At 55.3% G+C, this 24551-nt stretch carries 25 protein-coding genes; 24 read left to right on the top strand and 1 reads right to left on the bottom strand.

Annotated features, from left to right (window positions below; all coding sequences use genetic code 11):
- The first annotated feature begins 190 nt into the window (after positions 1-190).
- The 18 genes from ABH899_RS20710 to ABH899_RS20795 all read left to right on the top strand — a co-directional run bounded on the left by ABH899_RS20710 (position 191) and on the right by ABH899_RS20795 (position 14843).
- A complete protein-coding gene (locus ABH899_RS20710; protein ID WP_370000076.1) occupies positions 191-1606 on the top strand; it encodes an FAD-linked oxidase C-terminal domain-containing protein in 1416 nt (471 codons plus the stop codon).
- Positions 1599-3278 (top strand): (Fe-S)-binding protein, encoded by a 1680-nt coding sequence (locus ABH899_RS20715; protein ID WP_370000079.1) that lies wholly within the window; start codon positions 1599-1601, stop codon positions 3276-3278. Before ABH899_RS20710 ends, ABH899_RS20715 begins: the two co-directional genes overlap by 8 nt.
- A gap of 172 nt (positions 3279-3450) precedes the next feature.
- Positions 3451-3663 carry a helix-turn-helix domain-containing protein gene (locus ABH899_RS20720; protein ID WP_016423834.1) on the top strand — a complete coding sequence of 71 codons (213 nt, stop codon included), beginning with the start codon at positions 3451-3453 and terminating at the stop codon, positions 3661-3663.
- Positions 3664-3869: 206 nt separating this feature from the next.
- The gene (locus ABH899_RS20725) at positions 3870-4106 is read left to right on the top strand and encodes a hypothetical protein (RefSeq protein WP_370000082.1); all 237 of its coding nucleotides are present in this window, start codon (positions 3870-3872) and stop codon (positions 4104-4106) included.
- A gap of 330 nt (positions 4107-4436) precedes the next feature.
- Positions 4437-5783, top strand: a complete 1347-nt coding sequence (locus ABH899_RS20730) for a family 8 glycosyl hydrolase (protein ID WP_370000085.1) — start codon at positions 4437-4439, stop codon at positions 5781-5783.
- 147 nt (positions 5784-5930) lie between these two features.
- Positions 5931-6422 carry a hypothetical protein gene (locus ABH899_RS20735; RefSeq protein WP_370000088.1) on the top strand — a complete coding sequence of 164 codons (492 nt, stop codon included), beginning with the start codon at positions 5931-5933 and terminating at the stop codon, positions 6420-6422.
- A 29-nt stretch (positions 6423-6451) separates the two neighbouring features.
- Positions 6452-6775, top strand: a complete 324-nt coding sequence (locus ABH899_RS20740; RefSeq protein WP_370000428.1) for a VanZ family protein — start codon at positions 6452-6454, stop codon at positions 6773-6775.
- 110 nt (positions 6776-6885) lie between these two features.
- The gene (locus tag ABH899_RS20745) at positions 6886-7152 is read left to right on the top strand and encodes an excalibur calcium-binding domain-containing protein (RefSeq protein WP_370000090.1); all 267 of its coding nucleotides are present in this window, start codon (positions 6886-6888) and stop codon (positions 7150-7152) included.
- A 247-nt stretch (positions 7153-7399) separates the two neighbouring features.
- Entirely contained in the window at positions 7400-7759 is a 360-nt protein-coding gene (locus ABH899_RS20750; protein WP_370000093.1) for a hypothetical protein, read from the top strand.
- Between the two features lie 140 nt (positions 7760-7899).
- Positions 7900-8364, top strand: a complete 465-nt coding sequence (locus ABH899_RS20755; RefSeq protein WP_009672080.1) for a MarR family winged helix-turn-helix transcriptional regulator — start codon at positions 7900-7902, stop codon at positions 8362-8364.
- A gap of 86 nt (positions 8365-8450) precedes the next feature.
- Positions 8451-9182 (top strand): pirin family protein, encoded by a 732-nt coding sequence (locus ABH899_RS20760; RefSeq protein ID WP_370000096.1) that lies wholly within the window; start codon positions 8451-8453, stop codon positions 9180-9182.
- A gap of 132 nt (positions 9183-9314) precedes the next feature.
- Positions 9315-9941: a nitroreductase family protein gene (locus tag ABH899_RS20765; RefSeq protein WP_370000099.1), complete on the top strand. Its 627-nt coding sequence runs from the start codon at positions 9315-9317 to the stop codon at positions 9939-9941.
- Between the two features lie 64 nt (positions 9942-10005).
- A complete protein-coding gene (locus ABH899_RS20770; RefSeq protein WP_370000102.1) occupies positions 10006-10956 on the top strand; it encodes a ring-cleaving dioxygenase in 951 nt (316 codons plus the stop codon).
- Positions 10957-10958: 2 nt separating this feature from the next.
- On the top strand, positions 10959-11570 hold the full coding sequence (locus ABH899_RS20775) for an alpha/beta hydrolase (RefSeq protein WP_370000430.1): 612 nt from the start codon (positions 10959-10961) through the stop codon (positions 11568-11570).
- Between the two features lie 141 nt (positions 11571-11711).
- Positions 11712-12323, top strand: coding sequence for a flavin reductase family protein (locus ABH899_RS20780; RefSeq protein ID WP_370000105.1), 612 nt, complete (start codon positions 11712-11714; stop codon positions 12321-12323).
- Between the two features lie 347 nt (positions 12324-12670).
- A complete protein-coding gene (locus ABH899_RS20785; RefSeq protein WP_170318607.1) occupies positions 12671-12847 on the top strand; it encodes a hypothetical protein in 177 nt (58 codons plus the stop codon).
- Between the two features lie 485 nt (positions 12848-13332).
- On the top strand, positions 13333-14079 hold the full coding sequence (locus tag ABH899_RS20790; protein WP_370000109.1) for an ABC transporter ATP-binding protein: 747 nt from the start codon (positions 13333-13335) through the stop codon (positions 14077-14079).
- Entirely contained in the window at positions 14079-14843 is a 765-nt protein-coding gene (locus ABH899_RS20795) for an ABC transporter permease (protein ID WP_370000112.1), read from the top strand. The genes ABH899_RS20790 and ABH899_RS20795 overlap by 1 nt, the downstream gene beginning before the upstream one ends.
- A 315-nt stretch (positions 14844-15158) precedes the next feature.
- Here ABH899_RS20795 and ABH899_RS20800 read toward each other — a convergent pair whose 3' ends face one another.
- On the bottom strand, positions 15159-16223 hold the full coding sequence (locus ABH899_RS20800) for an FUSC family protein (protein ID WP_370000115.1): 1065 nt from the start codon (positions 16221-16223) through the stop codon (positions 15159-15161).
- 223 nt (positions 16224-16446) lie between these two features.
- Here ABH899_RS20800 and ABH899_RS20805 point away from each other — a divergent pair, with 223 nt between their 5' ends.
- From ABH899_RS20805 to ABH899_RS20830, 6 genes are all read left to right on the top strand, one after another.
- Positions 16447-17442 carry a Gfo/Idh/MocA family protein gene (locus tag ABH899_RS20805; RefSeq protein WP_370000117.1) on the top strand — a complete coding sequence of 332 codons (996 nt, stop codon included), beginning with the start codon at positions 16447-16449 and terminating at the stop codon, positions 17440-17442.
- Positions 17443-17785: 343 nt separating this feature from the next.
- Positions 17786-18733, top strand: coding sequence for a carbohydrate ABC transporter permease (locus ABH899_RS20810; RefSeq protein ID WP_009672143.1), 948 nt, complete (start codon positions 17786-17788; stop codon positions 18731-18733).
- A 12-nt stretch (positions 18734-18745) separates the two neighbouring features.
- Positions 18746-19582 carry a carbohydrate ABC transporter permease gene (locus ABH899_RS20815; protein WP_009672256.1) on the top strand — a complete coding sequence of 279 codons (837 nt, stop codon included), beginning with the start codon at positions 18746-18748 and terminating at the stop codon, positions 19580-19582.
- 138 nt (positions 19583-19720) lie between these two features.
- The gene (locus ABH899_RS20820; protein WP_370000122.1) at positions 19721-21055 is read left to right on the top strand and encodes an ABC transporter substrate-binding protein; all 1335 of its coding nucleotides are present in this window, start codon (positions 19721-19723) and stop codon (positions 21053-21055) included.
- A 136-nt stretch (positions 21056-21191) separates the two neighbouring features.
- Positions 21192-22931 (top strand): sensor histidine kinase, encoded by a 1740-nt coding sequence (locus tag ABH899_RS20825; RefSeq protein ID WP_218228962.1) that lies wholly within the window; start codon positions 21192-21194, stop codon positions 22929-22931.
- Complete coding sequence (locus ABH899_RS20830; protein ID WP_370000126.1) at positions 22924-24516, top strand: response regulator transcription factor; 1593 nt, start codon at positions 22924-22926, stop codon at positions 24514-24516. The genes ABH899_RS20825 and ABH899_RS20830 overlap by 8 nt, the downstream gene beginning before the upstream one ends.
- Positions 24517-24551: the final 35 nt, after the last annotated feature.

Here is a 24551-nt window from a genome sequence, read left to right on the forward strand (position 1 = left end):
TATTAAAAATTTTATTTTCCGGCTTCCGGTTGATTTATTTTAGTGTATACTTAATTGTAAAGAAAGTCATCAGATGACCTGATCTATTAATGAAATTTATTTCAACTTTTAAAGGGCTTCATTAAGAGCAGTCGCATGGAAATGAAGACGTTTTCAGAGACGGACCTATTTAATTAAAGGGGTGCTGAATTTGCTGAACGAACAAGTCAGACAAAAATTGATCGCCATTGCGGGCGCGGAAGGGTTTAAAGACGATCCCCAGTCGCTCGTAACCCATTCCTACGACGGGACGCCGATGCTCCAGTCGCTGCCCGACGGCGTCATTTATCCGGCAGATACCGCGCAGGTGTCGGCCATTATGAAGGTGCTCAGCGAACACCGGGTACCGGTTATCAGCCGCGGATCGGGTACGAATTTGTGCGGGGGAACCGTGCCTGTGCAGGGCGGGGTCGTGATGGTGATGCACCGGATGAACCGCATTCTGGAGGTCGATCTGGAAAATTTAACGGCGGTCGTACAGCCGGGCTTGAATACGAAACAGTTTATCACTCATGTGGAGTCTTTGGGGCTTTTTTACCCGCCGGACCCGAGTTCCATGTCGATCTCCACGATCGGAGGAAACATTGCCGAGTGCTCGGGCGGGCTGCGCGGGCTGAAATACGGAACGACGAAGGATTACGTTATCGGTCTGGAGGCTGTGCTTCCGAGCGGGGAAATTATCCGCACCGGCGGCAAGCTGATGAAAGACGTGGCCGGGTATGACCTTACGAAGCTGCTCGTCGGATCGGAAGGAACGCTGGCCGTTATAACGGAAGCGACCTTGAAGCTCATTCCGCCGCCGAAGGCGAAAAAGACGATGCTGGCGATGTACAAAGATTTGTACGGCGCGGCTCGCACCGTTTCGAAAATTATCGAGAACCGGATCATCCCGGCCACGCTTGAATTTCTCGACAATCCGACCATCCGGGTGGTCGATGATTTCGCCAAGCTGGGGCTGCCTCTCGATATGGAAGCGATTCTGCTGATCGAGCAGGATGGTGACCCCGCCACGGTGGAGCGGGATATCGCGATGATCGAGAACATCTGCCGCGGCGAAAACGCGGACCGCATCGCCGTCGCGGCGGACGAAGAGGAAGCGCTGAAACTGCTGACGGCAAGGCGCAGCGCCTTTACCGCGCTTGCAAGGCTGCGTCCGACGACGATATTGGAGGATGCGACCGTGCCCCGCTCCAAAATCGCCGATATGGTGATGGAGATTAACCGGATCGCCAAGAAGCATGACGTAACCATCTGCACGTTCGGCCATGCGGGCGACGGAAATCTTCACCCGACGGCGACGACGGACGCGCGCGATCCGGAGGAGGTTCACCGGGTTGAGGCCGCTTTCGAAGAAATTTTCGAAGCGGCGATCCAGCTCGGGGGAACGATTACCGGAGAACACGGAGTCGGTCTCGTCAAAGCCCCTTTCCTGGAGTGGAAGGTAGGCGCCGCGGGCATTGAGGTCATGAAGGGGATCAAGCAGGCGTTCGATCCGCTTAATCTGCTCAATCCCGGCAAAGTTTTCGCCAAAGAATCACGCAAAAGGGTGGTGATCGACCGTGGCTGAGAAAGCAGCATGCACCACGAGCAATCCGCTGGCACAGAAGCTGAAGCTCCGCCTGGACGAGGACCAGCTGACGAACTGCATGCGCTGCGGCTTCTGTCTGCCGGCCTGTCCGACGTTCCGCGAAACAGGCATTGAGGCAGAGTCGCCCCGCGGCCGCATCGCGCTTATGAAGGCGGTCGCGGACGGGATTATGGCGCCGGACGCCGCCTTCGAAGAGCAGATGAACCATTGCCTCGGCTGCCGGGCCTGCGAGCCGGCCTGCCCCGCTGACGTGAAGTACGGGCAGCTTATCGAGCAGGCGCGCGATGCGATCGAGGATCACACGGACAGTCACCGCGGCTGGGTGAAGCTTGCCCGCCGCACAGCGTTTAAGGCGGTATTCCCAAAGCAGAACCGGATGAAGCTGTTGGGCGGCGCGCTGGGATTCTATCAGCGTTCGGGGCTGCAGAAAATTACGCGGGGCAGCGGCATCATGAAGCTGTTCCCTGACCACATGAGGGAAATGGAACAGATTTTGCCGGAGTCGTCCTCGCGGGGCGTGATCGAGCGGATCGGCGGCCGTCATGCGGCTGTCGGGGTCAAGATCGCGACCGTCGGGCTTTTCCGCGGCTGCTTGATGGATGTCATGTTCACGGAAACGAACGTTCATACGGTTGAGCTGCTTACGCAAGCGGGCTTCGAAGTGGTGATCCCGGACACGCAGAACTGCTGCGGCGCGCTTCACGCGCACAGCGGCGAGGCGGACGGGGCACGCTCGCTGGCCCGCGGCAACATCCGCGCCTTCCGGGAAGCCGGCGTGGATTATATCGTCTCCAACGCGGGCGGCTGCGGAGCCATCCTGACGGAGTACGACCATCTGCTGCATGAGGACGCCCAGTGGAAGGACGACGCGGCGTGGTTTGCCGCCCGCGTCAAGGACGTCAGCGACCTGCTCGTCAACTTCGGCCGGGTGCCGAAATTCGCCGAGCAGGGCTGGGCCATCGCGGCGGGCGGCCTGGGTGCTGCCGCGGCGGGAGCCTGCGCCCCCGGAGCGAGTGCGGCGCAGGCCGCAACCACGGCGGGGCAGGCGGGAGCCTCTGCCGCCTTTGCGGGCACGCCTGCAACGGCAGCGGCCGAAGCCGACGCACCAGGCGCCGCCGGCACGACGGCCGCTCCGGCGGACATCGGCGCCGAACTCGCGGCCATCGACGACGCGTCCGCGCAGGCGGAAACGGCCGCGGCCTGCACGGGCAGCGCGGACGCATCGGCTGGGGGCACGGCGCCGCGGGACGCGCTTGCACAGGCGCAGCCGCCTGCGGGACTTGCCACGGCCGCGCCTTCCGTGCGCATCACGTACCAGGACTCCTGCCATCTGCGCAATGTGATGCGCTCTTCCGACGCTCCGCGCAAGCTTATGCGGCAGGTGGCGGGCGTCGAGTACGTGGAGATGTTCGAGGCCGACCGCTGCTGCGGATCAGCGGGCATCTATAATCTGACCCAGCCGGAAATGGCCAATCAGATATTGGATCACAAAATGGTCCACGCCAACGCCACGGACGCCCGGTATCTGCTGACGAGTAATCCCGGCTGCCTGCTTCAAATGAAGCTGGGCAACGAGCGTCACGGGGACGGCAGCATGAAGGTCATGCATGTCGTTGATTTTCTCCATGAGCGGCTGCTCGGGGACAGGTAAGGCCGTCTGCAATTTTTAAACCCTTCGCTTGTAAAGAAGGGTTTTTCTTTTTTTTCTACTGCGATTCGTTACCTGTTATCTTTGCCGAAATGCCGTCGGCACGCTTACTTATTAATGACGTGAATGATACAATGAACCCAACATCATGAATTACTGAGGGGAGAAATACAGGTTGGCATACACCCGCGGGAACTGCCGACTTAGGCTGCTGCTTCAAAGGGCCGGGATGAAACAGGCTGAATTGGCACGGAGGACGGGCTATTCGAGGCATCAAATCTCCAACTGGGTCAACGATCGGGAGAAGATGTCTTTCGATGCGGCCGCCACAGTCGCTTTCACTCTTGACTGCCATATGGAGGAGCTTTACGAATTCCATGAAGGATGAGCCTATGTCGGCTCTTCTCCGGTTATTTTGTATAGACATAACTATACAAATTGTGTATGATCAGAGTGTTATGAATCCCATTTATTGTAAAGTATCGGTGGATTAAGGCTTCATCTCAACCGGTATTTTTATGAAGGCGTCAAACGGCTTGGCCCCTCAACCTCAACTTTACCAAAATAGAATTGAAAACTGGAGGCTTGAAAGAATTGGAGAAAGCATTTCAAGTGTGTGTCCTGCTTTTTAATCAAGCTAATGAATATCAGCTAACGGCAAAACTCTACGATTCCCTGGGATATAAAGGACAAGCCAGAAGGTACGCTCATAAAGCGGAAGCGTTTAATGAATCGGCTTATATCGTCCGGAGTTGTTTAGGGATCTCCTTTACGGATGTGATCGAAGCCGTATCTGCCGCCGAAGCTTGCTCGGAAAATAAGGAAAATTAAAAACATAACAAATATTTACAAAAGAATCATATAACGATTTCTAAATTATGGTTGACAAGGAAATTGAAAGCGCTTATAGTTTTAGTTAGGATTAAAACGCAGCAGCTGCCGCATTACTCTGAAAATCGCAATTTCGTTCACGAATTTGTTGGGTCAGGTAAGGACAGCTGTTTTTTTACGGCCAAAAGTTAAAGCGCTTTAACTTTTAAGTACCGGACTGTGGAGTGTGGTCTGGCCGATGCGTGCCGGGAGGTGGTGGCCCGCGCGAAAGGGCGGGGGATGTTGCTGGTCCGATTCATACGCAGTGCAAATCAGAGAGGAGAATGAACGATGAAGAAAACATTACTGGGATTCACCGCATCCGCTTGTTTGTTATGCAGTCTGGTGGCCGCTCCGGTTATGGCGGGAGCTCAAGGTATACCGGCCGCATCCGCTTCGGAAGATACCCTGGTACAAAGTCAGGCTGTTAACGCAGTCGCGGCAGCCGCCCTAAAACCGTTCCCTCAGCATGTCTCGTATACGTCCGGCACGATCAAACCGAACAATTATACCCAGGCCCAGCTCGATCAGCAGGTCAAAACGAAATATGACGAATGGAAATCGAGATACCTCGTCAAGCATCCGAAGATTTCAAACCAGTACTACGTATTTTATAATAAAGAAAAAATCGTAACGAAACCGAAGGACGTCGTTTCCTGCTCGGAAGGTCATGGATACGGGATGCTGATCACCGCTTATATGGCGGGTCACGATGCCGACGCCCAGACGTATTTCGACGGGCTTTACCGCTTCTATAAAGCTCACCCGAGTTCGATCGATCCGGCCCTGATGGCGTGGCAGCAGGCGAAGGATTCGTCGGGCAACATCGTGGACACTTCGGGCAGCGACGCGGCTACGGACGGCGATATGGATATCGCGTACGCGCTGCTGCTTGCCGACAAGCAGTGGGGCAGCTCGGGAACGGTCAACTACAAGAGCGAAGCCGTGAAAATTATCAATGCCATCATGAAGCGTGAAGTGCACGCGAAGTATTTCCATTTGAAGATGGGCGATTGGGCCTCCGACAGCGATCCCGAATTCGGTCCGGGCACACGCGCGTCCGATTTTATGATGAATCATCTTAAGGCGTTTAAGGCCGCCACGGGCAATGCCAACTGGGATAAAGTGTCGGACACGACTTACAACGTGATCAATACGGTGTTCAAAAATAACTCCCCGAATACGGGGCTGCTTCCTGACTTCATCGTGCGCAAATCGGACGGCACTTACGCGCCGGCGCCGGAAGGTTACCTGGAGGAACCGACCGATAACGATTACAGCTGGAACTCCTGCCGGACGCCTTGGCGGATCGCGACGGACTACCTCATAAGCGGGGATACCCGGGCGCTAAGCCAGGTCCGCAAAATGAACAGCTGGATCCAGTCCGCAACCGGAGGCAACCCGGCCAAGATCGCTTCGGGCTACGAGCTCAGCGGCAAGGTGATCGAAGCGGATCACGCGATCGCGTTCACCGCGCCTTTTGCCGTCAGTGCGATGGTGGATTCGTCCAACCAGGTGTGGCTGAACAAGGTGTGGAGCGACATCGTGAACTCGCCGACCTCCGACAGTTACTATTACGACAACAGCATCCGCGTCCTCAGCATGATTATGGTATCCGGCAACTGGTGGACGCCGTAATCGATCGAAGTAAGATGCCCGTTTTCGGGCATCTTTTTTTATGTTTTTTTACAGGCAGAGAAGAAGAATGAATGAAGAGAAACTTTTTTTGAAGAAACGGAGTCTGTAAGGATGTGGAAATAAGTGAACAAATAAGGAGGACCGTGTATGCTCCGAAACATCCTTCTAGTTATTTTCTTGCTTGGCTGCTTGCCGGGATGTATAGAAAGTCCGGAACAGTCAAAAGGGTCTTTTACCGGATATGTGGCGCAAAAGGACACGAAGGCGAACCGGGCGCTGCTTGTGAGCGATACGGAAAGGTTATCGAACAATGAAAGATACGATGCGGATTGGATAGCGGGAATTGCGGATCAGGTTAACGTAGGTGAGAAAGTTACGGTTGAGACTATAGGAGTTACCATGACGTCCTATCCGGGACAAACAAGCGGCACCTTCCTCTCTAAAGAAAAATTGGAGAAGTCCGAGGGAGCGGTACTCGAGCCCGAAGAGGCGCTTCGAAAAGCGTTCGAACAGGAAAAGACCCGCATCCCGACTGTGAAGAAAATCTCTCTGGACAACGAAAAGAAAGTTTGGCATGTGACTCTGTATGACAATATCTTATTTAAGGATATCGAGGTTGTTGTCGAAGATCGGGAATAGTTTGGAGGAAGTTTAATCCGACTCACTTCATCCGCTGGGACGACGCGCAAATTTACAACAATATTTTGCTTTCGGTTCCGTTCGGGTTCGGGCTGCCTTTTCTCCGGAAGGTGAGTTTTAAACGTATGCTTCTGGCTGGAGTCATGTTCGGCTTGGCAATCGAGGGCGCCCAGTTGGTTCTTTCCCTGCTTATCCGTGCCGCATACCGGACAGTAGATGTGAACGATGTGCTGCTGAATTTTATCGGCGTTATGGTCGGGTACGGGTGTTACCGTTTGTTTGCGGCCATAGTCCGCGGGATCAGTCCGGATAAGAAGAGAGGGCTCGCGGCTTTGCTGGACACCGCCGTATAAACTTTATGAAACTTTTAGCTAACAAGGCTCAAAGCGTATTGGAAACAATAACCTGACCCTTTATGATAGGTTTGTATGGTGAAAATTTCGTTCATAAGGGGATAACGAGGATGAAGAAAAAAATTGTAGCGGTGCTTGCGGCAGCTTTGTTTGTCGCCCTGCCTCTCGGTTTGAGCGATCACGCGGCGGCGAAGGCGGCCAAGACTTACAAAAATTGCACCGAACTCAACAAAGACTACAAGGGCGGTGTCGCCCGTTCGGATTCGACAAAGAACAAAGGCGGCAAAACCAAGTACAAGCCTTACGCTTCTAAAGAACTCTACGACGCGAACAAGAAGCTCGACCGGGACAAAGACCAGATTGCCTGCGAACGCTGATGAAGCGGAACCTTTCCGCCGGGAAGGGTTCTTTTTTTATTGGATACAAGCCGGTTTTGGAATGAATGCGGATTATAGCTAGGAATCCTTCGAAGCCGAATGTTCGGTCAGTTCAGCGTCGTCCTATGCCGGATGGCTTAACCGGATGCTATTTGGAGTATGCGTCCCGCTCTCTGTCCAAAACGCCCCGGAATAGGGTAAAATCAGAGAGACAACCGGTAAAGTCGGAAGAACGGGGGACCTGATTTTGAAAGTAGAAATGGATCTTTACAACGATTGGATTGAAACGGTGAAAGAAATATTCCGCGGTTCGGGAGCGCCTCTGCCGCAGGATTGGAGCGCCGAAGAGGTCGGCCGCGAGTATTACCTCCAGACTTCGTCGTCCGAAGAGGAAGCGGAGGAGCGCCGGAAGGCAAACGAGCAGAGGTTGACGGATATGCAGCGGACGCTGCTGGACAATATGGAGACGGTGGTCGTGCCCGATATACGCGAGAAAACGGGCTATGGCGGCAGTCACTTCCGCTTCCGCTGGATTTATTCGCAAGGGGAGCATATCGTGGAAGAATGCTCGCAGTACCGCATCCCGCTGGGGCCTTCGCCGGAGTAGGCGCCTGTGTTATTTATGCAGGCAAAAAAGTTCCGGACCCATATTCCGAATGTGCTTGACACCTCTTTCGAAGAGGTGTATATTTATCTTAAATTAAAGATATTTAATTTTGAGATATAAACGAAACGGCGGTGAACCGCATGCAAGAACAGGACAGCACTTTGGTAAATGAAGAAACCGACTTGGCGCTTAAATTGTTTGTCGTCCTTTCGAAAGCCCAGAAGGTCATTATGGACCGCTCGGTCAAAGATATGAAAAGACACGGCTTGTCTCCTTCGGAGTTCGCCATATTGGAGCTTTTGTACCATAAAGGAAAATTTCCGCTTCAGCAGATCGGAGACAAAATTCTTGTGACCAGCGGAAGCATCACCTACAATATCGACAAGCTGGAGAAGAAAGAGCTTCTGAGACGCGTCTCGTGTCCGAGTGACCGCCGGGTGACTTATGCGGAGATTACGGAGCAGGGTACGGCGCTGTTTAACGATATTTTTCCCGAGCATGCCGAGGTTGTAAAAGCGAGCATGGGCGGATTGACGGCCGAAGAGAAGAAGCTGGCGATCGGGCTGATCAAAAAGCTGGGCACGGCGGCTCAAAAGCAGAGCTGAAAATTTTTTTGGCAACTATCTTAAAATTAAGATAATCAAAATTAAGATTTTATGTAGAGATAATTGGGATGAGGGGAGCGGTTCTCATGATCAAAGTACATGGAGCGCTGGCGCGCATTACGAGAAATCACGGCTGGCTGTATACGAGCCACAGTTTTTCATTCGGCGGATATTTCGATCCGGGCAATACGGAGTTCGGGCCGCTGAGGGTGTTCAACGATGACAGGGTGCAGCCTTTAAAAGGATTCGATTTCCACAGGCACGAGGAAATGGAGATCGTGACGATAGTGCTCCGGGGAGAGCTTCAGCATGAAGACACGCTGGGCAACAAAACCGTCATGCGTGCGGGAGAGGTCCAACGGATGACGGCGGGGATCGGCATCGAGCATTCCGAGACGAATCCTTCGGCTTCGGAAGAAGTGGAGCTGCTCCAGCTCTGGTTTACCCCGGATGAAGAAGGGCTGACCCCTTCCTATGAACAGGCTTCTTACGATCTGGGCACCCGGCGTAACGAATGGGTCCCCGTCGTAACGGGGCGGCAGCGGGAAACCGCCGCAGGTGCTGACGGTGACGGGATGAAGCCGGCCCGCATTCATCAGGATCTTACGCTCTACCTGGCCGAGCTGGAGCCGGGACATACGCTGGCTTTCAGCCAGAAGCCGGGAAGACGGATGTACGTCTTCGTCATCGAAGGCTCCGTCGCGGCGGACGGCGCTTACAAGCTCTCCCGCAGGGACGCGGCACGCATTACGGAGCAGGAGCGGCTCGACCTGCATACGGAGACGGGAGCCCGTCTCATGCTGATCGACCTGCCGTAAGCGATCTTTTGTCCGACATGTTACCCGCAAAATAAGTCCCGGCGCGACCGACATACATTTCCCGCAAGCACCAGCTTGACGGTTGATATAGACGCAAAAACCTACCACTGCCGAAATAGAGGAGAGATTTTCATGAATGATTTCGAAACGGTATTAAAAGAACGCAGATCGGCCACCAAATTCGTTCAAGGTGTCGAGCTGCCGGATCAGGAATTGGATGCGATTTTCAGCCTGGTCAAATATACGCCGTCGGCTTTTAATTTGCAGCACGCGCATTACGTGGTCGTGAAAGATCCCGCGGTAAAGGAGCGGGTGTATGAGGCCGCTAACAAGCAGTACAAGGTAAAAATGGCGTCGGCCGCGATTCTGGTGCTCGGTCATATGGACGCCCATCACGAGGCCGGTAAGATCAACGAAGGGCTGCTGAATCTGGGCGTGATCACCAAGCAGGAATACGATCAGACGATCCAAGCGGTCACGGCGTTCTACGAGGATAGAGGCGAAGCGTTCAAACGCGACGAAGCGATCCGCAACGCGAGCTTGACGGCGATGACCTTCATGCTGGCCGCCAAAGACAGAGGGTGGGACACTTGCCCGATGATCGGTTTCGATCCGGACGCAATGCGCGAGGCGCTGAACATCCCGGACCGGTATGTACCGGCCCTGCTCATTACCATAGGCAAGGAAGACGTTTCCGGCCAAAGGCCGCGGGGCTACCGCAAGCCGGTCGGCGAATTCGTAAGCAGGGACTCATTCTGAGAAGCTCCCGACTAATTTTCTCCTGTAAAGCCAACCTATATTAAAACCGAAGAGGTGCTGAATCATGACGAAAAAAACAGCAGGCATTCATCATATAACCGCTTTTGTAAAAGACGCGCAGGCGAACGTTGATTTTTACGCGGGTGTGCTCGGTCTTAGACTCGTGAAAAAAACGATCAACTTCGATGCGCCGGAAGTGTATCATCTGTATTTCGGAAATGAATCGGGAAGCCCGGGCACGGCTATTACATTCTTCCCTTGGGCCACGTCGCGCAAAGGCCGTATCGGAGGCGGGCAGGTCGGCATCGTGACCTATGCGGTTCCCCGGGGAGCACTGCCTTTCTGGAAAGAGCGGCTGCGGAAGCTGGATATTCCGTTCCAAGAGACGGAGCGTTTCTCGGAAACGTATATTCAGTTTCAGGACAAGGACGGCCTGGAGCTTGAGCTGGTGGAGCGTGCGGAAGGAGCGGACAGCAAATGGTCGTTCGGCGGCGTGCCTGCCGACAAAGCGATCAAAGGCTTCGGGGGCGCGGTACTGTACAGTCTGGTGCCGGAAAGCACGATGCATACCGTTGAGCATGTCATGGGGCTGACAAGAACCGCCGAGGAAGACGGCCTGGTCCGTTTCGTATCGGAAGGCGACATCGGCAACGTGGTGGATATCAAAAAAGACGCGGTGCCTCAAGGCTCGGGCGGATCGGGTACGGTCCATCATATCGCTTGGCGGGCCAAAGACTTCGAAGACCACGAGGACTGGAGAGATCATGTCCAGACGAACGGATTCGAGCCTACGCCGGTAATCGACCGCCAGTATTTTAACGCGATTTACTTCCGCGAGGCGGGCGGAATCTTGTTCGAAATCGCCACAGATCCTCCGGGCTTCACGCGCGACGAACCGTTCGAGGCGCTGGGCGAAGAGCTTGTGCTGCCGGAGTGGTATGAACCTCACCGGGCGACTATTCAGAAAGGACTTCCTCCTATCGAAGTCCGTGTATTGGAGGCGGATAAACAATGACGATGAAGCATGTGTACCGCGAAGGAAGCAATCCGGCGGCGCCTGTCCTGGTTCTTTTCCACGGGACGGGAGGAACCGAGCGCGATCTGCTTCCGCTGGCCGAGCGCATCTCGCCGGAGTCTTCCGTGCTGAGTGTCCGGGGCAACGTGCTCGAAAACGGGATGCCGCGCTTTTTCCGCAGGCTGGCAGAGGGTATATTCGACGAAGAAGATCTCGTATTCCGCACGGAGGAGCTTTACGCGTTTCTGAACGAGGCGGCGGAGCAGTACGGATTCGACCGCGGCAATCTCGTTGCCGTCGGCTACTCCAACGGGGCGAACATTGCGGGCAGCTTGCTTTTCCATTACAAGCAGGTTTTGAAAGGGGCGATCCTCCATCACCCGATGGTGCCCCGCAGAGGAATCGAGCTACCGGATTCCGCGGGTCTGCCCGTTTTTATCGGGGCGGGCAAGAACGATCCGCTCTGCACGCCGGGCGAGACGGAGGAGCTCAAGAGTGTGCTGGAATCGGCGGGCGCCGAAGTGGAGATCCACTGGGAGAACTACGGCCATCAGCTGACGGGTTCGGAAGTTGGCGCCGCAGCACAGTGGTTTGCGGAACATTTTAAGGGCTGAGGCTGCGTGCGAGGCACGGATCAGGGTCCCGGCGTAACCGAAGAATTCTGCAGGGCGGGAAGCGCCGCCTAATGGAACTGCCTCGCCGGCGTCACAATACCCCGCTCCGCGGAAGCGGAGCCGGGAAAGGAGTGAGCGAATATGATTGAGATCGATCCGGAAAGCCAGAGCGAACGCGAGACGTATAAGCTGCTGATCGGGAGCATCATTCCCCGGCCTGTCGCGTTCGTGACGACGCTGTCCAAAGAAGGCGTCGTCAACGCGGCGCCGTTCAGTTACTTCAACATCGTGGCGGCGAACCCGCCGTTGATCTCCGTCTCCGTCCAGCGGAAGAACGGAGAGCCGAAGGATACGGCGCGCAACGCACACGATCTGGGCGCGTTCGTCGTTCACATCAGCGATGAATCGTACATCGACGCGATCAATGCGACCGCGGCCGGGCTGCCGTCGGATGAGAGCGAGATCGAGCTTGCGGGACTTACGCTCGTCGAGAGCGGCAAAATCGCCGTGCCTGGCGTATCCGAAGCGAAGATCCGCATGGAGTGCGTGCTGGAGCGGTCGATCCCGCTCGGCGGCATCGAATCCGTGCCGGCGTGCGATTTGCTGATCGGTCGCGTGGTCCGCTTCCACATCGCCGACGAGCTGTACAGCGGAGGGCGCATCGACCCGGCCGCGCTCCGTCCGGTCAGCCGGCTCGCCGGCAGCAGCTACAGCAAGCTCGGCGAGATCTTCTCGCTGGAGCGGCCGGATTGAGCGCGGGTGGTGACGGCTAAGCGGTGACAGCTAGCGGTGACTGCCTGGCTTCCGCTCAGCCGGAGAAACGGTAATAGAAAAGGTAAAAAGCTGTGGTCTTTGCCGGGAATACCGGAAAGTTCCACAGCTTTTATTTTGCGCGGGATTTACTTCTGGGTGAAAGGTCATTGTCATGTTTCACCAAGTAACTCATGAAAATGGCTAACACGTTGTTTACAGTTCTCTTGTGCGAACGCGCCTGCATATTTACCTTTGATTTCCATGTGAATCATTGGTAATATTTAACGGTAATGACTACTAAAGATTACTACGATTTAAAATTAAGTAAGTAAAACGGTGGTGATGCTGTGAAAACTCGCACCCAAAGAACACTTCTGGCCATTCCTTTTGTCCTTGCAGTCATTACGATTGCAACAAGACTTGATTTTTACTATGACTCAAACATGACTATTCGCTTTATTGCTGCATTCCTGGTAGCTTTCCCGGCTGGTTATTGGGCGGCTGGAGGAGCTAAAGAGGATTAGACCAAGCTCCATACATTAGGTAATAAACAAGAAGGCCCCGTCCAATTGGATGGGGCCTTCTTGTTTATATGTGGTCCATGAGGAGAGAGCCTGCTGAATATTTCTTTGAATCTGCGCTCTTTTTTGTTTTCATCCGGTCGAGTGGAGAAAGCGCAGATAACCGAATCAAAAAAAGCTGCGGTCTTTGCCGGAAAAACCGGAAAGGACCACAGTTAATGAGCTTCATCATTAACAGCCTATGTTTATTGAGGCGGATAATCAAGTTCAATTCGGCATGAGTCCGGATTGCCTGTTGAACGTTACACGAATTTTTTTCTCTTGTGTTTAGAAAAGAGCGGGTTAAAGTGAGGGTGAAGCGCGGCTCCAACGCTTCCCCCGGAACGATTGCTTTCCCTCCGTGTATTTTCGTCAGGTCCGTCCCGGGCTATAATGGGGGATAACGACTAGCGGATGCTTGAGGCGTTTGCGGCAGGGAGTGTTACACAGTGGGTACGAGGCTGATTCTGCACGGTATTTCAAAAAAACGGCATGACCGCCCCTCCGATTATTTGTTCCGGGATATCTCGGGGGAAGTGGGAGAAGGGGAACGGGTGGCGGTGATCGGGACGTCGGGGCAGGGGAAAACGACGCTGCTTCGCATACTGGCCCGTCTCGACCGGCCGGACGAAGGGGAACTCCAGCTTCATGGCAAAAACTCGGACGGTTGGAAGCCGCAGGAGTGGCGCAAAAAAATATGCTACGTCGCCCAGCAGCCGGTTATGCTGCCGGGCAGCGTGGAGGAGAATTTACAGACGGTGAGCAGGCTGCACGGAACCCCGTTCGACCGCGGACTTGCAGAGCGGTATATGGCTGCGCTCGGCCTGGAGGGGCTGGACTGGGCGAAGCAGGGCGGAGATTTGTCCGGCGGCGAAAAGCAGCGGACGGCTCTCGTCCGGGCTATGCTCCTTCAGCCGGACGTGATGCTCCTCGACGAGGTAACGGCGTCGCTCGATCCCGGCAGCAAGAGGGCGGCTGAACGCCTGCTCGTCGATTGGTCGCAAAACGGCGGCACGTCGCTTGTCTGGATTACGCATGATCTGGAACAGGCGGCTCAAACGAGCGATTCCGTATGGTTTATGGACGAAGGGCGGCTAATGGAGTCGGCGCGGACCGGAGAATTTTTCGGGGGGCCTTCGACCGAGCAGGCGCGCCGCTTTATCTCGCGTTTGGACCGGGAAAGGGAGGAGTGCTGATGTCCAATCTTGCGCTGGCCAGCACATTGGTGTTTGTGGCCGTGACGATTTTGCTGTCCATGAGGCAGAAGCTGGGGCTGGAGAAAGAAATTATCGTCGGCACGATACGTTCCGCCGTGCAGCTGTTGTTTGTCGGGTATGTGCTGCATATGGTGTTCGATGCCAAGAACCCGCTGTTTATGGTCTTGATCCTGGCGGCGATGATCGCGGTCGCTACCTGGAACGTGGGCAAGCGGGCCAAGAAGATTCCCGGCATCAAAACCCGGATCGCCCTGGCTTTGGCCTGCACGGAAGCCGTGACGATGTCTCTGCTCCTCGGTTTTGGCATCATCGAAGCGATTCCGCAGTTTATTATCCCGATCAGCGGGATTACCATCGGCAGTTCGATGATCGTGGCGGGTCTTTTTCTGAACGCGATGAAAAGGGAAATGGAAGCGGCCCGCGGAGAGATCGAAGCTCTGCTTGCCTTAGGCGCCACCGCGAAGCAGGCGATTCACGCGTCGATCAAACGGTCGGTCCGCTCCGGCATGATTCCGACGATCGACGGCATGAAGACGACGGGACTCGTCCAGCTTCCCGGCATGATGACCGGTATGATTGCGGCAGGAGCCGACCCGGTGGAGGCGGTGCGCTATCAGATTCTGATCATGTTCGTGCTGTCTTCGGCCGCGGCGCTGACCGCCATGCTGCTCGGTTTGCTTAGCGCGCCGCTGTGGTTTACGGGAGACGGGCGGCTTAGGGTGCCGGACGTGAAAAAGCTGTAGAGGGGGAGTTCCGTCCTCTCCACTGCTTCGGGCTTCTGCTTCCGGCTTCGGTAAATGTGAAGTCGGCCGGAAACGTTTCTTCTCTGAAAAGGGGCGGCTGAGCCGGTTGATTATGCGGGAGTGAAGCCTCACAATGGCTCCAGTCGCATAACGCACGGTCGCATAACGCATGGACCGCAAACATAAAAAGCGCCTCCCGCCGGTAGCCGACGGGCGGGTGCTTTTTCGCGCATGGGCGGGGAGAGCGCAAGGCGCCGGCAGAACCCGCTTCCGCGAGCATTGTGCCGGTGCCGAGACGGGGCTGCCGCTGCGGCTTCAGCCCGCCGGATGATCGAACAGCTTGCTGCGCAGAGCGGTTCCGAGCCGTTTGACGGGCGCGGGTCTGAAAGCGGGCCGCGCATCGACGGCACGGCGGCTCGCTTCCAGCTCCCGCGCGTAGTCCGCCATCGATTCGTACGCCTGGTAGTACGGGAACAGGCGCGCGATGTCTTCGGCTCCGGTCCGGCCGTCCTGGACGGCGGCGGGCTTCAGGACGGGAAGCAGATAACGGAGGGGGACGGACCGTCCCCGCTCCGTTGTTCTCTCCTGAGCGCGGATGAGAAGACCGAGCACTCGGATGAGGCGGACCGCTTCGGGATGGGACAGATCCGCTTTCTGGAGCGCTTTGACGAGATCGCGGATGCGCTCAATCATCGTCTCGTAGGTTTGGAATAGCTCCCCGGCGCCGGGATCGTCCCCGCGGTTCAGCCAGCGGTCTTCGCGGACGAGCTGGGAGACGGCTTTGCCGCTCTCGATATACGAGCGGACTTCTTCGATCTGCAGCCGCATGTCCGGCTTGTAAGGCGTCATTTTGCCTGCCCGCAGGTCGATCTGGATGTAATAAAGCAGAACGCGCAGCATCGTCTCGGACTTCGCCAGAAGTACGTCTTCCCGTTCCCGGTGCACGGGTTTGCGGATCGCGTTGACGGCGGTCCCGACGGTCATCCCTACAAGGACAAGCAGGAACTGGTTGTAGGCGGCCATCCCTCCGGTCAGCTCGTCGGCTGTGCCCATCGTGTTCACGGTTACGATGACGGCGAGCGCCAGGGATGCCGTGCGGCCGAGCTTGACGTGAAGCGCCATGACGACCAGGGCGGAGGCCGCGATAACGAGCGGGCCGCTGCCCAGCGTCAAGACCGCCGTAATACCCAGTGCAGAGGCCAGCAGGGCACTGGCCATATGGGACAAGGTATGGTGGAGCGAACGGTAGACGGACGGCTGGACGGCCAGCATCGACACGATGCCTGCGAAATGATCCGGTTCCAGATGGAGGAGCCGGGCGATCGTTATGCTGACGGCAATCGCAATCACGGTCTTGACGACACGCAAACCAACAAACATGGCGGCAGCTCCTTCTTGATTATATGTTAGTTATACTAACACGAAATAAGAGTTTGGAGTACATATTTTTAAAAATATATATTTAATGTTAATTAAACTAACATAAACATAACAAAATACTCCGCAAAACCTTGTTGCCGAGCGCCAGCGCTATTTTGCCGATAGTACCGGCCATGATAAACTAGAACACGTACATACCGCTTCAACAGAAAGGAAGACGAGGATGATCAGATTTGCAGTCGTAGGAACGAACTGGATTACGGAAGAGCTTATTCATGCCGGCAGGGAATCGGAAGACTTCCGGCTCACCGGGGTTTATTCCCGCACGGTGGAGCGCGCACGGCAATTTGCGGACAAATTCGATATCCCGCACCTATATACGGACCTGGAAACCATGGCTCAAAGCGGCGAATTCGACGCGGTCTATATCGCCAGCCCCAATTCTTTTCACGCCGAACAGGCCATCGTGTTGATGAAGGGCGGCAAGCATGTGCTGTGCGAGAAGCCTATCGCTTCCAATACGCGGGAACTCCGCGCGATGATCGAGGCGGCGAAGGAGAACAAAGTGCTGCTGATGGAAGCTTTGAAATCCACGCTGCTTCCGAACTTCAAGGCCATCCGGGATAATCTTCACAAAATCGGTCCGGTACGCCGGTATTTCGGCAGCTACTGCCAGTATTCTTCGCGCTATGACGCGTACAAGCAGGGCACCGTCCTGAATGCGTTCAATCCCGTCTTTTCCAACGGGTCCATGATGGATCTCGGGGTATACTGCGTGCATCCGGCCGTTCAACTGTTCGGCAAACCGGACGCCGTCAAGGCGGGCGGCATGCTGCTGGAATCGGGTGTGGACGGAGAGGGCAGCGTGCTGCTCAAGTACGGAGAGATGGATGCCGTTATCATGCATTCGAAAATTACGCATTCCTATCAGTCCTCGGAGATTCAGGGCGAGAACGGCACGATGGTGATCGATAAGATCAGCCAGCCGGAAAAAGTCGAAATCCGCTACAGGGACGGCTCCGTGGAGGATCTTACGCAGCCTCAGATCGCGCGGAACATGTATTACGAGGTTCAGGAATTTATAGACCTGATCCGGGACGGCAAGACGGAATCCGCCGTCAATTCCCACGAGGTTTCGCTGACCGCGATGGAAATTATGGACGAAGCCCGCAGGCAAATCGGGCTTGTGTTCCCGGCGGACGAGAAAACATCCGTGTGACAGAGCAGTTGTCTCAGGTACAGGAAATAAACCGGAATAACCACGGTCGCCGCGACCGTGGTTATTTGCTGCGGATTTGAGGCTACCCCGTCAGGGTGACGAGACTGATCTTGCCGCCGTTTTTTTCAAACACACTCGGATCTGAGCCGGTCGTCCTCTTCTAGCCCTTCTTCTCAATCTCCTTCCGGCAACCGTCCGGCAGTCGTTTTTCTCCTTGAGTTCCTTCAGGCCTCCCCCGAAAGCAAAGTCAAAATAATGCACATTTAGGTCAGAATCCGAATCGGTCCCGTCCGTCCGGCCATCGTATAGTGAAGGTACCATCAAGGTAGAGAGGTGCTTGAGTATGAAACTGGACAGCTCGAATGTGAGCAGGGCGGCCGCGTCGGCTCCCAAGAAGCCGTTTTGGAATCACCGGAGGAAAGAAGCGACGATAGGCTGGCTGTTTCTGTCCCCGGAGCTGATCGGCATTGTGCTGCTGTATTTATTCCCGGTCTTATTTTCCCTTTATATGAGCTTATGCGATTGGAACCTGCTGGGCGGGATGTCTTCCGTCAAATTCGTCGGTCTGCAAAACTATGTGGAGATGTTTCAGGACGATAAGGTTCTTGCCGCGATCAAAAACAACTTGATCTACACCGTTCTTACGGTACCGGTCGGCATGGCGCTGTCACTGGTGCTCGCGGTGCTGATTCACACGAAAGTATACGCGCAGAGCTATTTTAAAGTGGCGTTTTTTATTCCGTACATTTCGTCGATCATCGCGGTCGGTGCGGTCTGGAGCGCTTTGTACCACCCTTCGCTGGGACCGATTAACGGCTTTCTGAAAAGCATGGGAATCGACAATCCGCCGATGTGGCTGGCCGATCCGAAGTATGCCCTGCTGTCCATTGCGATTATCGCCATCTGGGCGGGACTGGGCTATCAGATCATTATTTATATGGCGGGCCTGTCCGGAATCCCGGACGATATGTACGAAGCCGCCAGCATCGACGGCGCGAGCTCCCTTCAGAAGTTTTATAAAATCACGATGCCGATGCTCGGCCCGACGAATACGTTTCTGTTTATCACGCTGCTGATGGGTTCGTTCAAGGTATTCGATCTGATCGCCTTCTTGACGAGCGGCGGACCCAATAACGCTTCCACGGTACTGGTCTACCGGATTTACGAAGAAGGCTTCCGCAACTTCCGGATGGGCTACGCTTCTTCGATTTCGTGGCTGCTGTTCGCCATTGTCGGCATTATCACTCTGATTTCCTGGCAGATTCAGAAGCGCCAGGTTCACTACGGATAGGAGGAAGCACGTATGAGTCTGCGCAAATTCGACTTCTGGAAATTGTTTAACACCGTGATTATCGGCCTATTCTCCCTGTGCTTTCTCATTCCGCTCCTGTGGATGACCTCGGCGGCCATGAAATACGAGAAGGACGTCATGGTCTTCCCGATCCAGTGGATTCCGCAGGCATGGAACGCGTTAGGGAACTTCAAGGCCGTCTGGGCCGGCAATGTCCCGTTTCACCTGTTTTATTTTAACTCTATCAAACTGTCCGTAATCGTTACGGCTCTGACGCTGATCATCTCCTCGATGGCCGCGTTCTCGTTCACGAAGCTGAACTTCCGGGGACGCAATATCGCGTTTACGCTGCTTCTGACCTTTATGATCGTGCCGGAACAGGCAACGCTGATTCCCCGCTTCCTGCTGATCCGCTGGCTTGGCCTGTACGATACGCATCTGGCGCTGATCCTGATGATGATGTTCTCGATCTATTTCACATTCTTGCTGCGGCAGTTTATGATGAGCATACACAGCGACTTCATCGAAGCCGCCAAAATCGACGGCGCGGGTTACTTCCGCATTTACTGGCAGATTATGCTGCCGCTCTGCAAGCCGATTCTAGCGACAGTCGCGATCATCAAATTCATCTGGACGTGGAACGACTACCAGATGCCACTTATTTTCCTGCTGGACAAGGAGCTTTATCCGATTACGCTCGGTATTCAGCTCTTCAAGGACGATTATGCGGACAACTTCGCGGTGCTCATGATGGCTTCTTTATCCGCCATTATCCCGCTTCTGGTTATTTTTATCGCCCTGCAAAAACACGTGATCAAGGGTATTGCCCTCGGCGGTGTGAAAGGATAGTGCCGAACGCGCAAAATCGTGCACAGAGTCAAAATTGTTCACAGAAGTAGTCAAATTGTTGCACAACGTTTGCCCGGCGCGGGGGCTATAATACCGATTGTAAAGGAAAACACATACAGGTTGAGGGGGAACAACACAATGAAAAAGGCGACGGCATGGGTACTTATCTGCGTCATGTTGGCCATCACGGTTCTCAGCGGCTGCGGCAAGTCCGAAGAAGGCTCCGCAGGCAAAGACAGCTCCGGCAAACCGGTCACCATCAAGTATTACAACTGGGATAACGAAACCCAGGCGCAATCGACCAAGAAATATATCGATCAATTCCAGGAAAAATATCCGAACATCAAGGTTCAGCATATTTCTCTGGTACCGGGGAACTCCCTGGAGTCTCTCAAAAAGCTCGACGTCCTGCTGACATCCGGCGAGAAAGTCGATGTCGTCATGTTCCCGAGCATCAGCGAGCTGGATACGCGTGTAGCCAACAAAGTGCTGGCTCCACTGGATGAATTTTACGCTAAAGACAACGTGAAGCCGGAAGAAGAGTACTTCGTCAATCCGAAGTTTGAAGGCAAGTATTACGGCATCCAAAACAACATCACAACCAACTTCGTGCTTCTGAATAAAGACGCTCTGGACGAAGCGGGCCTGCCGGTTCCGAAACTGGGCTGGACGTGGGATGAATTCCGCGAATACGCCAAGAAGCTGAACAAAGGCGAAGGCACGGAAAAACGCTACGGCGCTTACTTCCACAACTGGCCGATGTACGCCAACCCGGACGCGCAAATTTACATGCAGCATCCGTTCCTGACGGAAGAAGGCAAAACGAACTTCGACAGCCCGACCTACACGTATTTCTTCAATCTCCGCCGCGCGATGGAGAAGGAAGACAAAACGGCCAAGCCTTACGCAGACGTGATCGGAGCGAAGCTGAACTACCGCGCGGAATTCTTTAACCAGAAAGCGGCTATGCTGCTGTCCGGTTCCTGGATGATCAGCGAAATCGGGGATACGCAAAAATTCCCGCATACGTTCAAAACGGCCGTCGCGCCGGTACCGGTTCAAAAGAAAGGCGATCCGACCGATATGTTCATGGGGGGCAACTACATGTCCGTAGGCGCAAGCTCCGAGCATAAACAGGAAGCCTACCAGTTCATGCGCTTCATGTCCACGAACCTGACGGACGCACGCGCCGAGCTTCCGGGCTGGAAGAAAGGCGATGCCAAGCCGCTTGCGGAACGTCTGATCGGCCAGAACAAAGAACTGTACGATGTGGATTCCCTGATGTACACGCTATTCGGTGCAGGCATTAAGGCCCTGCCGCCATCCAAGAACAGCATTTCTTACGCGGCTGCTCTGGACAAAATCCTGACCGACGGATTCAGCATGTTCATTCTGGACAACAAGAAAGTGGAAGACGTTCAGAAATGGATGGTAGACGAAGCGAACAAGGTCATCGAGAAAAATAAAAAGTAATTCAAGGACGATTCTGCGGCAAAGACCTCCTGAACTGGGGGTTTTTGCCGTAGCCCGTTTTCGGGCGTTCTTGGTATAGTGAGAAAAACACCCGGTACGAAAGCGCTTGCGAAGGTCCGGACAGAGGAGGAGCGCCATGCTGCAGAGCTCGTTTTACCGCAAAATACAATTCTCGTTCCTGATCTTCATCCTGCTGCCGATCGTGACCGTATCCTCGCTCGCTTACATCACGATCAAACGGACCACCATGGATAAAATGGAAGCGGCCAACCAGTCGATTTTGCAGCTGATGACCAAGGACATCGAGAAACTGCTGGACGATATCTCCTTCGCTTCGCATTTCTACGTGCAAAACGTGGAGATCCGGGACAATCTCCGAGAGATTCAAGGCATGACCGGTATTCATACCTTTGACGATTTCAACAAGTACACCAAAATCCGCAACAGCTACGATCAGGTGTCGATTAACGCCTTGAACAAGTATGTGCGGCTGTTCCTGGTTAACGATACGGGCTTTATCGTACCGTATATGGACGTGGGGAGCGGGCAGACGCTGCCGCAGATGGAGAGCGACTGGAAGACGGTCAAGCCGCGGATTGTGCTGGACAACCCGACCAGCATCCAATGGCTCGGAACGGTCGCGGGATCGGGTCCGGATAAGGACACGTACTACTACTTGTCGAGGGTTATCCGGGACTCGGAAACCGGAAGCCTGCTCGGAACGCTGATGATCGGCATTTCCAGCACGTACTTCGATCCGTACTTTTCGTCGTCGACTTCCGGCCAGTTTACGCTTTTCGAGAAGAACGGGCAGCGCATCGCGGGCAATGCCTCCATCGCTTATTCGGAGCAGGAGCTTCCGAGAAAACAAGGAGAGCGGAATATCCGCAGCGAGGCGGTCATCGCCCAGGGCAACTGGAAGCTGGTGTACGAGACGCCGGAGAAAACGGCCACGGGACAAATTACGCAAACGTTCTTTGTCAGCGCCATGGCCGTAGCGGTGTTTATCATCATGTTCCTGATGCTGTCCTTCTTCCTGGCGCGCAGCCTTCACCGCCCGATCCGCAAGCTTCAGCGGATTGCGCACCAATTCGGGGAAGGGAACCGCAGCATCCGCTTCCCGGATAAAGGCAGAGACGAAATCAGCGATCTCGGCCGCTCCTTTAACTCGATGCTCGACGAGATCAACGGGCTTATCGCCGGCATCGAAACCGAGCAGGAGCAGAAGCGCGTGCTGGAGCTGCAGGCCTTGTTCGCCCAGATCCGGCCGCATTTTCTGCTCAATACGCTGAATTCGATCAAATGCAGTCTGTACGTGTCGGACGACAGGCTGCACGGGCGGATGATCGATTCGCTGAGCAGCTTGCTCCGCGCTTATATGAGAGTGAACGAGCCGTCCACGCTGCTAAGCGAGAGCGTGCTTTTGAAGCATTACCTGGAGATCATGAACATGCGCAATGATCTCGCGCTGGAGCTTGCCGTCCGGATTCCGGCCGAGCTTGAGAGACAGCCGATGCCGATGCTGCTGCTCCAGCCGATCGTCGAGAACGCGGTGGTGCACGGTTTCGTGGATAAGGAGGAGGGCGGTCTTATTACGCTCACGGCAGAGCGAGCGGAGGACCGGATCGTGATCCGCATCTCCGATAACGGCAGAGGAATGACGGACGGGCAGCTCCGGGAGCTGCAGGCCGTGCTGAACCAAGACCCGGACCAGCAGTCCTCGTACCGCCGTGTCGGCCTGCTTAACGTGCTGCAGCGTATGCGGCTGACCTACGGCATGTCGGCGGAGATGGGAATGGAGCGCAGCGAAAGCGGGGGCGTGACAGTGCGGCTGTCATTCCCGATTCAACCTTTGGAGGGGGAGAGCCATGTATAACGTCATGCTGATCGACGACGATGTGCCGATGCTGAAATATTTGCACAAGCTGATTGACTGGGAAGCGTGCGGTCTTCACGTAGCCGGAGAAACTTACTCCAGCGTGCGGGCGCTGCAGATGTTCAAGGAGCTGCTGCCCGACATTGTCGTGACCGATATCGGCCTGCCGCAGATGAACGGGCTGGAGCTTGCCGCCCAGTTCTCGAGTATCAAGCCGGGAGTCCGGATTATTTTTCTGACCTGCCACGAGGATTTTCATTATGCCAAACAAGCGCTGCTGCTTAACGCAGACGATTATCTCATCAAGGACGAGCTGACGGAAGACCAGCTTCTTCGAAGCCTGAAGCAGTCCGTGGGACGGATTCAGCAGTCCGTCGTCAGTCTGGAGCAGGTGTCTTACCGGGAGGACGTAAACCGCAACCGGGATCTGCTGAAGGAATCTCTGTTTCAGCGGCTGATCAAGGGAACGGAGGCGGACGGCCTGCTCGGATATGCCGAGCGTCTCGGAGTGGAATGGAAGCATCCGGCTTACGCGCTGCTGCTTGGGCATCTGTCTCTCGCCGGGCTTCCCGAAAAATACGCGAGCCGGGACATGCCGCTTCTGCGCTACGGCGTTTACAACATCGCGTGCGAGGTGGCCCAGACGTACGAAGGCGTCACGGTTTTCAACACGGGCGATTTTCTCGTCATTCTGCTCAATTACCGGCCCGGGCTGACGTTTAACGAAAAGCAGTACCTGCACGATTACACGGCCGATCTGCGGGACAAGTGCGACCGGTTTCTGCATGTGGGCCTGCGGTTTTTAACCAGCCCGGCGAGGCTGGAGCTGTCTTCGGCCGGCCCGACCTTCCGGAGCATGGTCAAGAACCGGTACCGCTTCTATTACGCGGACTCGGGGTATGCCGCGCCGAAGTTCGACGACGGGTCGGAGGTGTACTATTTGCCCGCGGAAGGGCTGTTCGGGCAGGAGCTCGAAGACATCGGAGCGGCCGCGGCCCATCGCGACCACGCGCTGCTGGAAGGGGCGATCGAGCGCATCCGCCGGACGGCGTGCGGCAAGCTGGCCGATCCCGAGGAGCTGAACCGGCTGTGCGTCCGGAAGGCCCGCCAGCTGATTATTCAGCAGGCCCGGCCCGGCGCGGACACGGAGGAAGACGAATGGATTCCGTATCTGCAGACGGCTCTGCACGTCGATGATGCGCTCGCCGTCTTCGGCTGGATGATTCAGCGGCTCATGATCGGAGCCGATACGGGAGCCGCCCCTGCCGTGAAAGAGCCGAAACTGCAGGTGATCGACGATTACATTTACCGGCACCTGGGAGAGAACGTGAGCTCGATCGACGTGGCGGAGCACCTGTTCATGAATCCGAGCTATTTCTCCCGGTACTTCAAACGCCTGACGGGTGAGAGCTTCACCGATTACGCGCACCGGTACAAGGTGAAAATCGCCTGCAAGGCGCTTCAGATGTCGGAAGACCCGGTGGAGCTGATCGCCGCCAAGCTCGGCTATTCGGACCGGACTTATTTTTCCAAAGTGTTTAAAAAGTACACCGGCCGGACGCCGCGAGAGTATCGGGAGAGATAACCCGGTGCTCTTTTTTTGTGTGTAAAAAAAGGCCG

The organism is Paenibacillus sp. RC84, assembly GCF_041260495.1.
In the GTDB taxonomy this organism is placed as follows: Bacteria; Bacillota; Bacilli; order Paenibacillales; family NBRC-103111; genus Paenibacillus_F.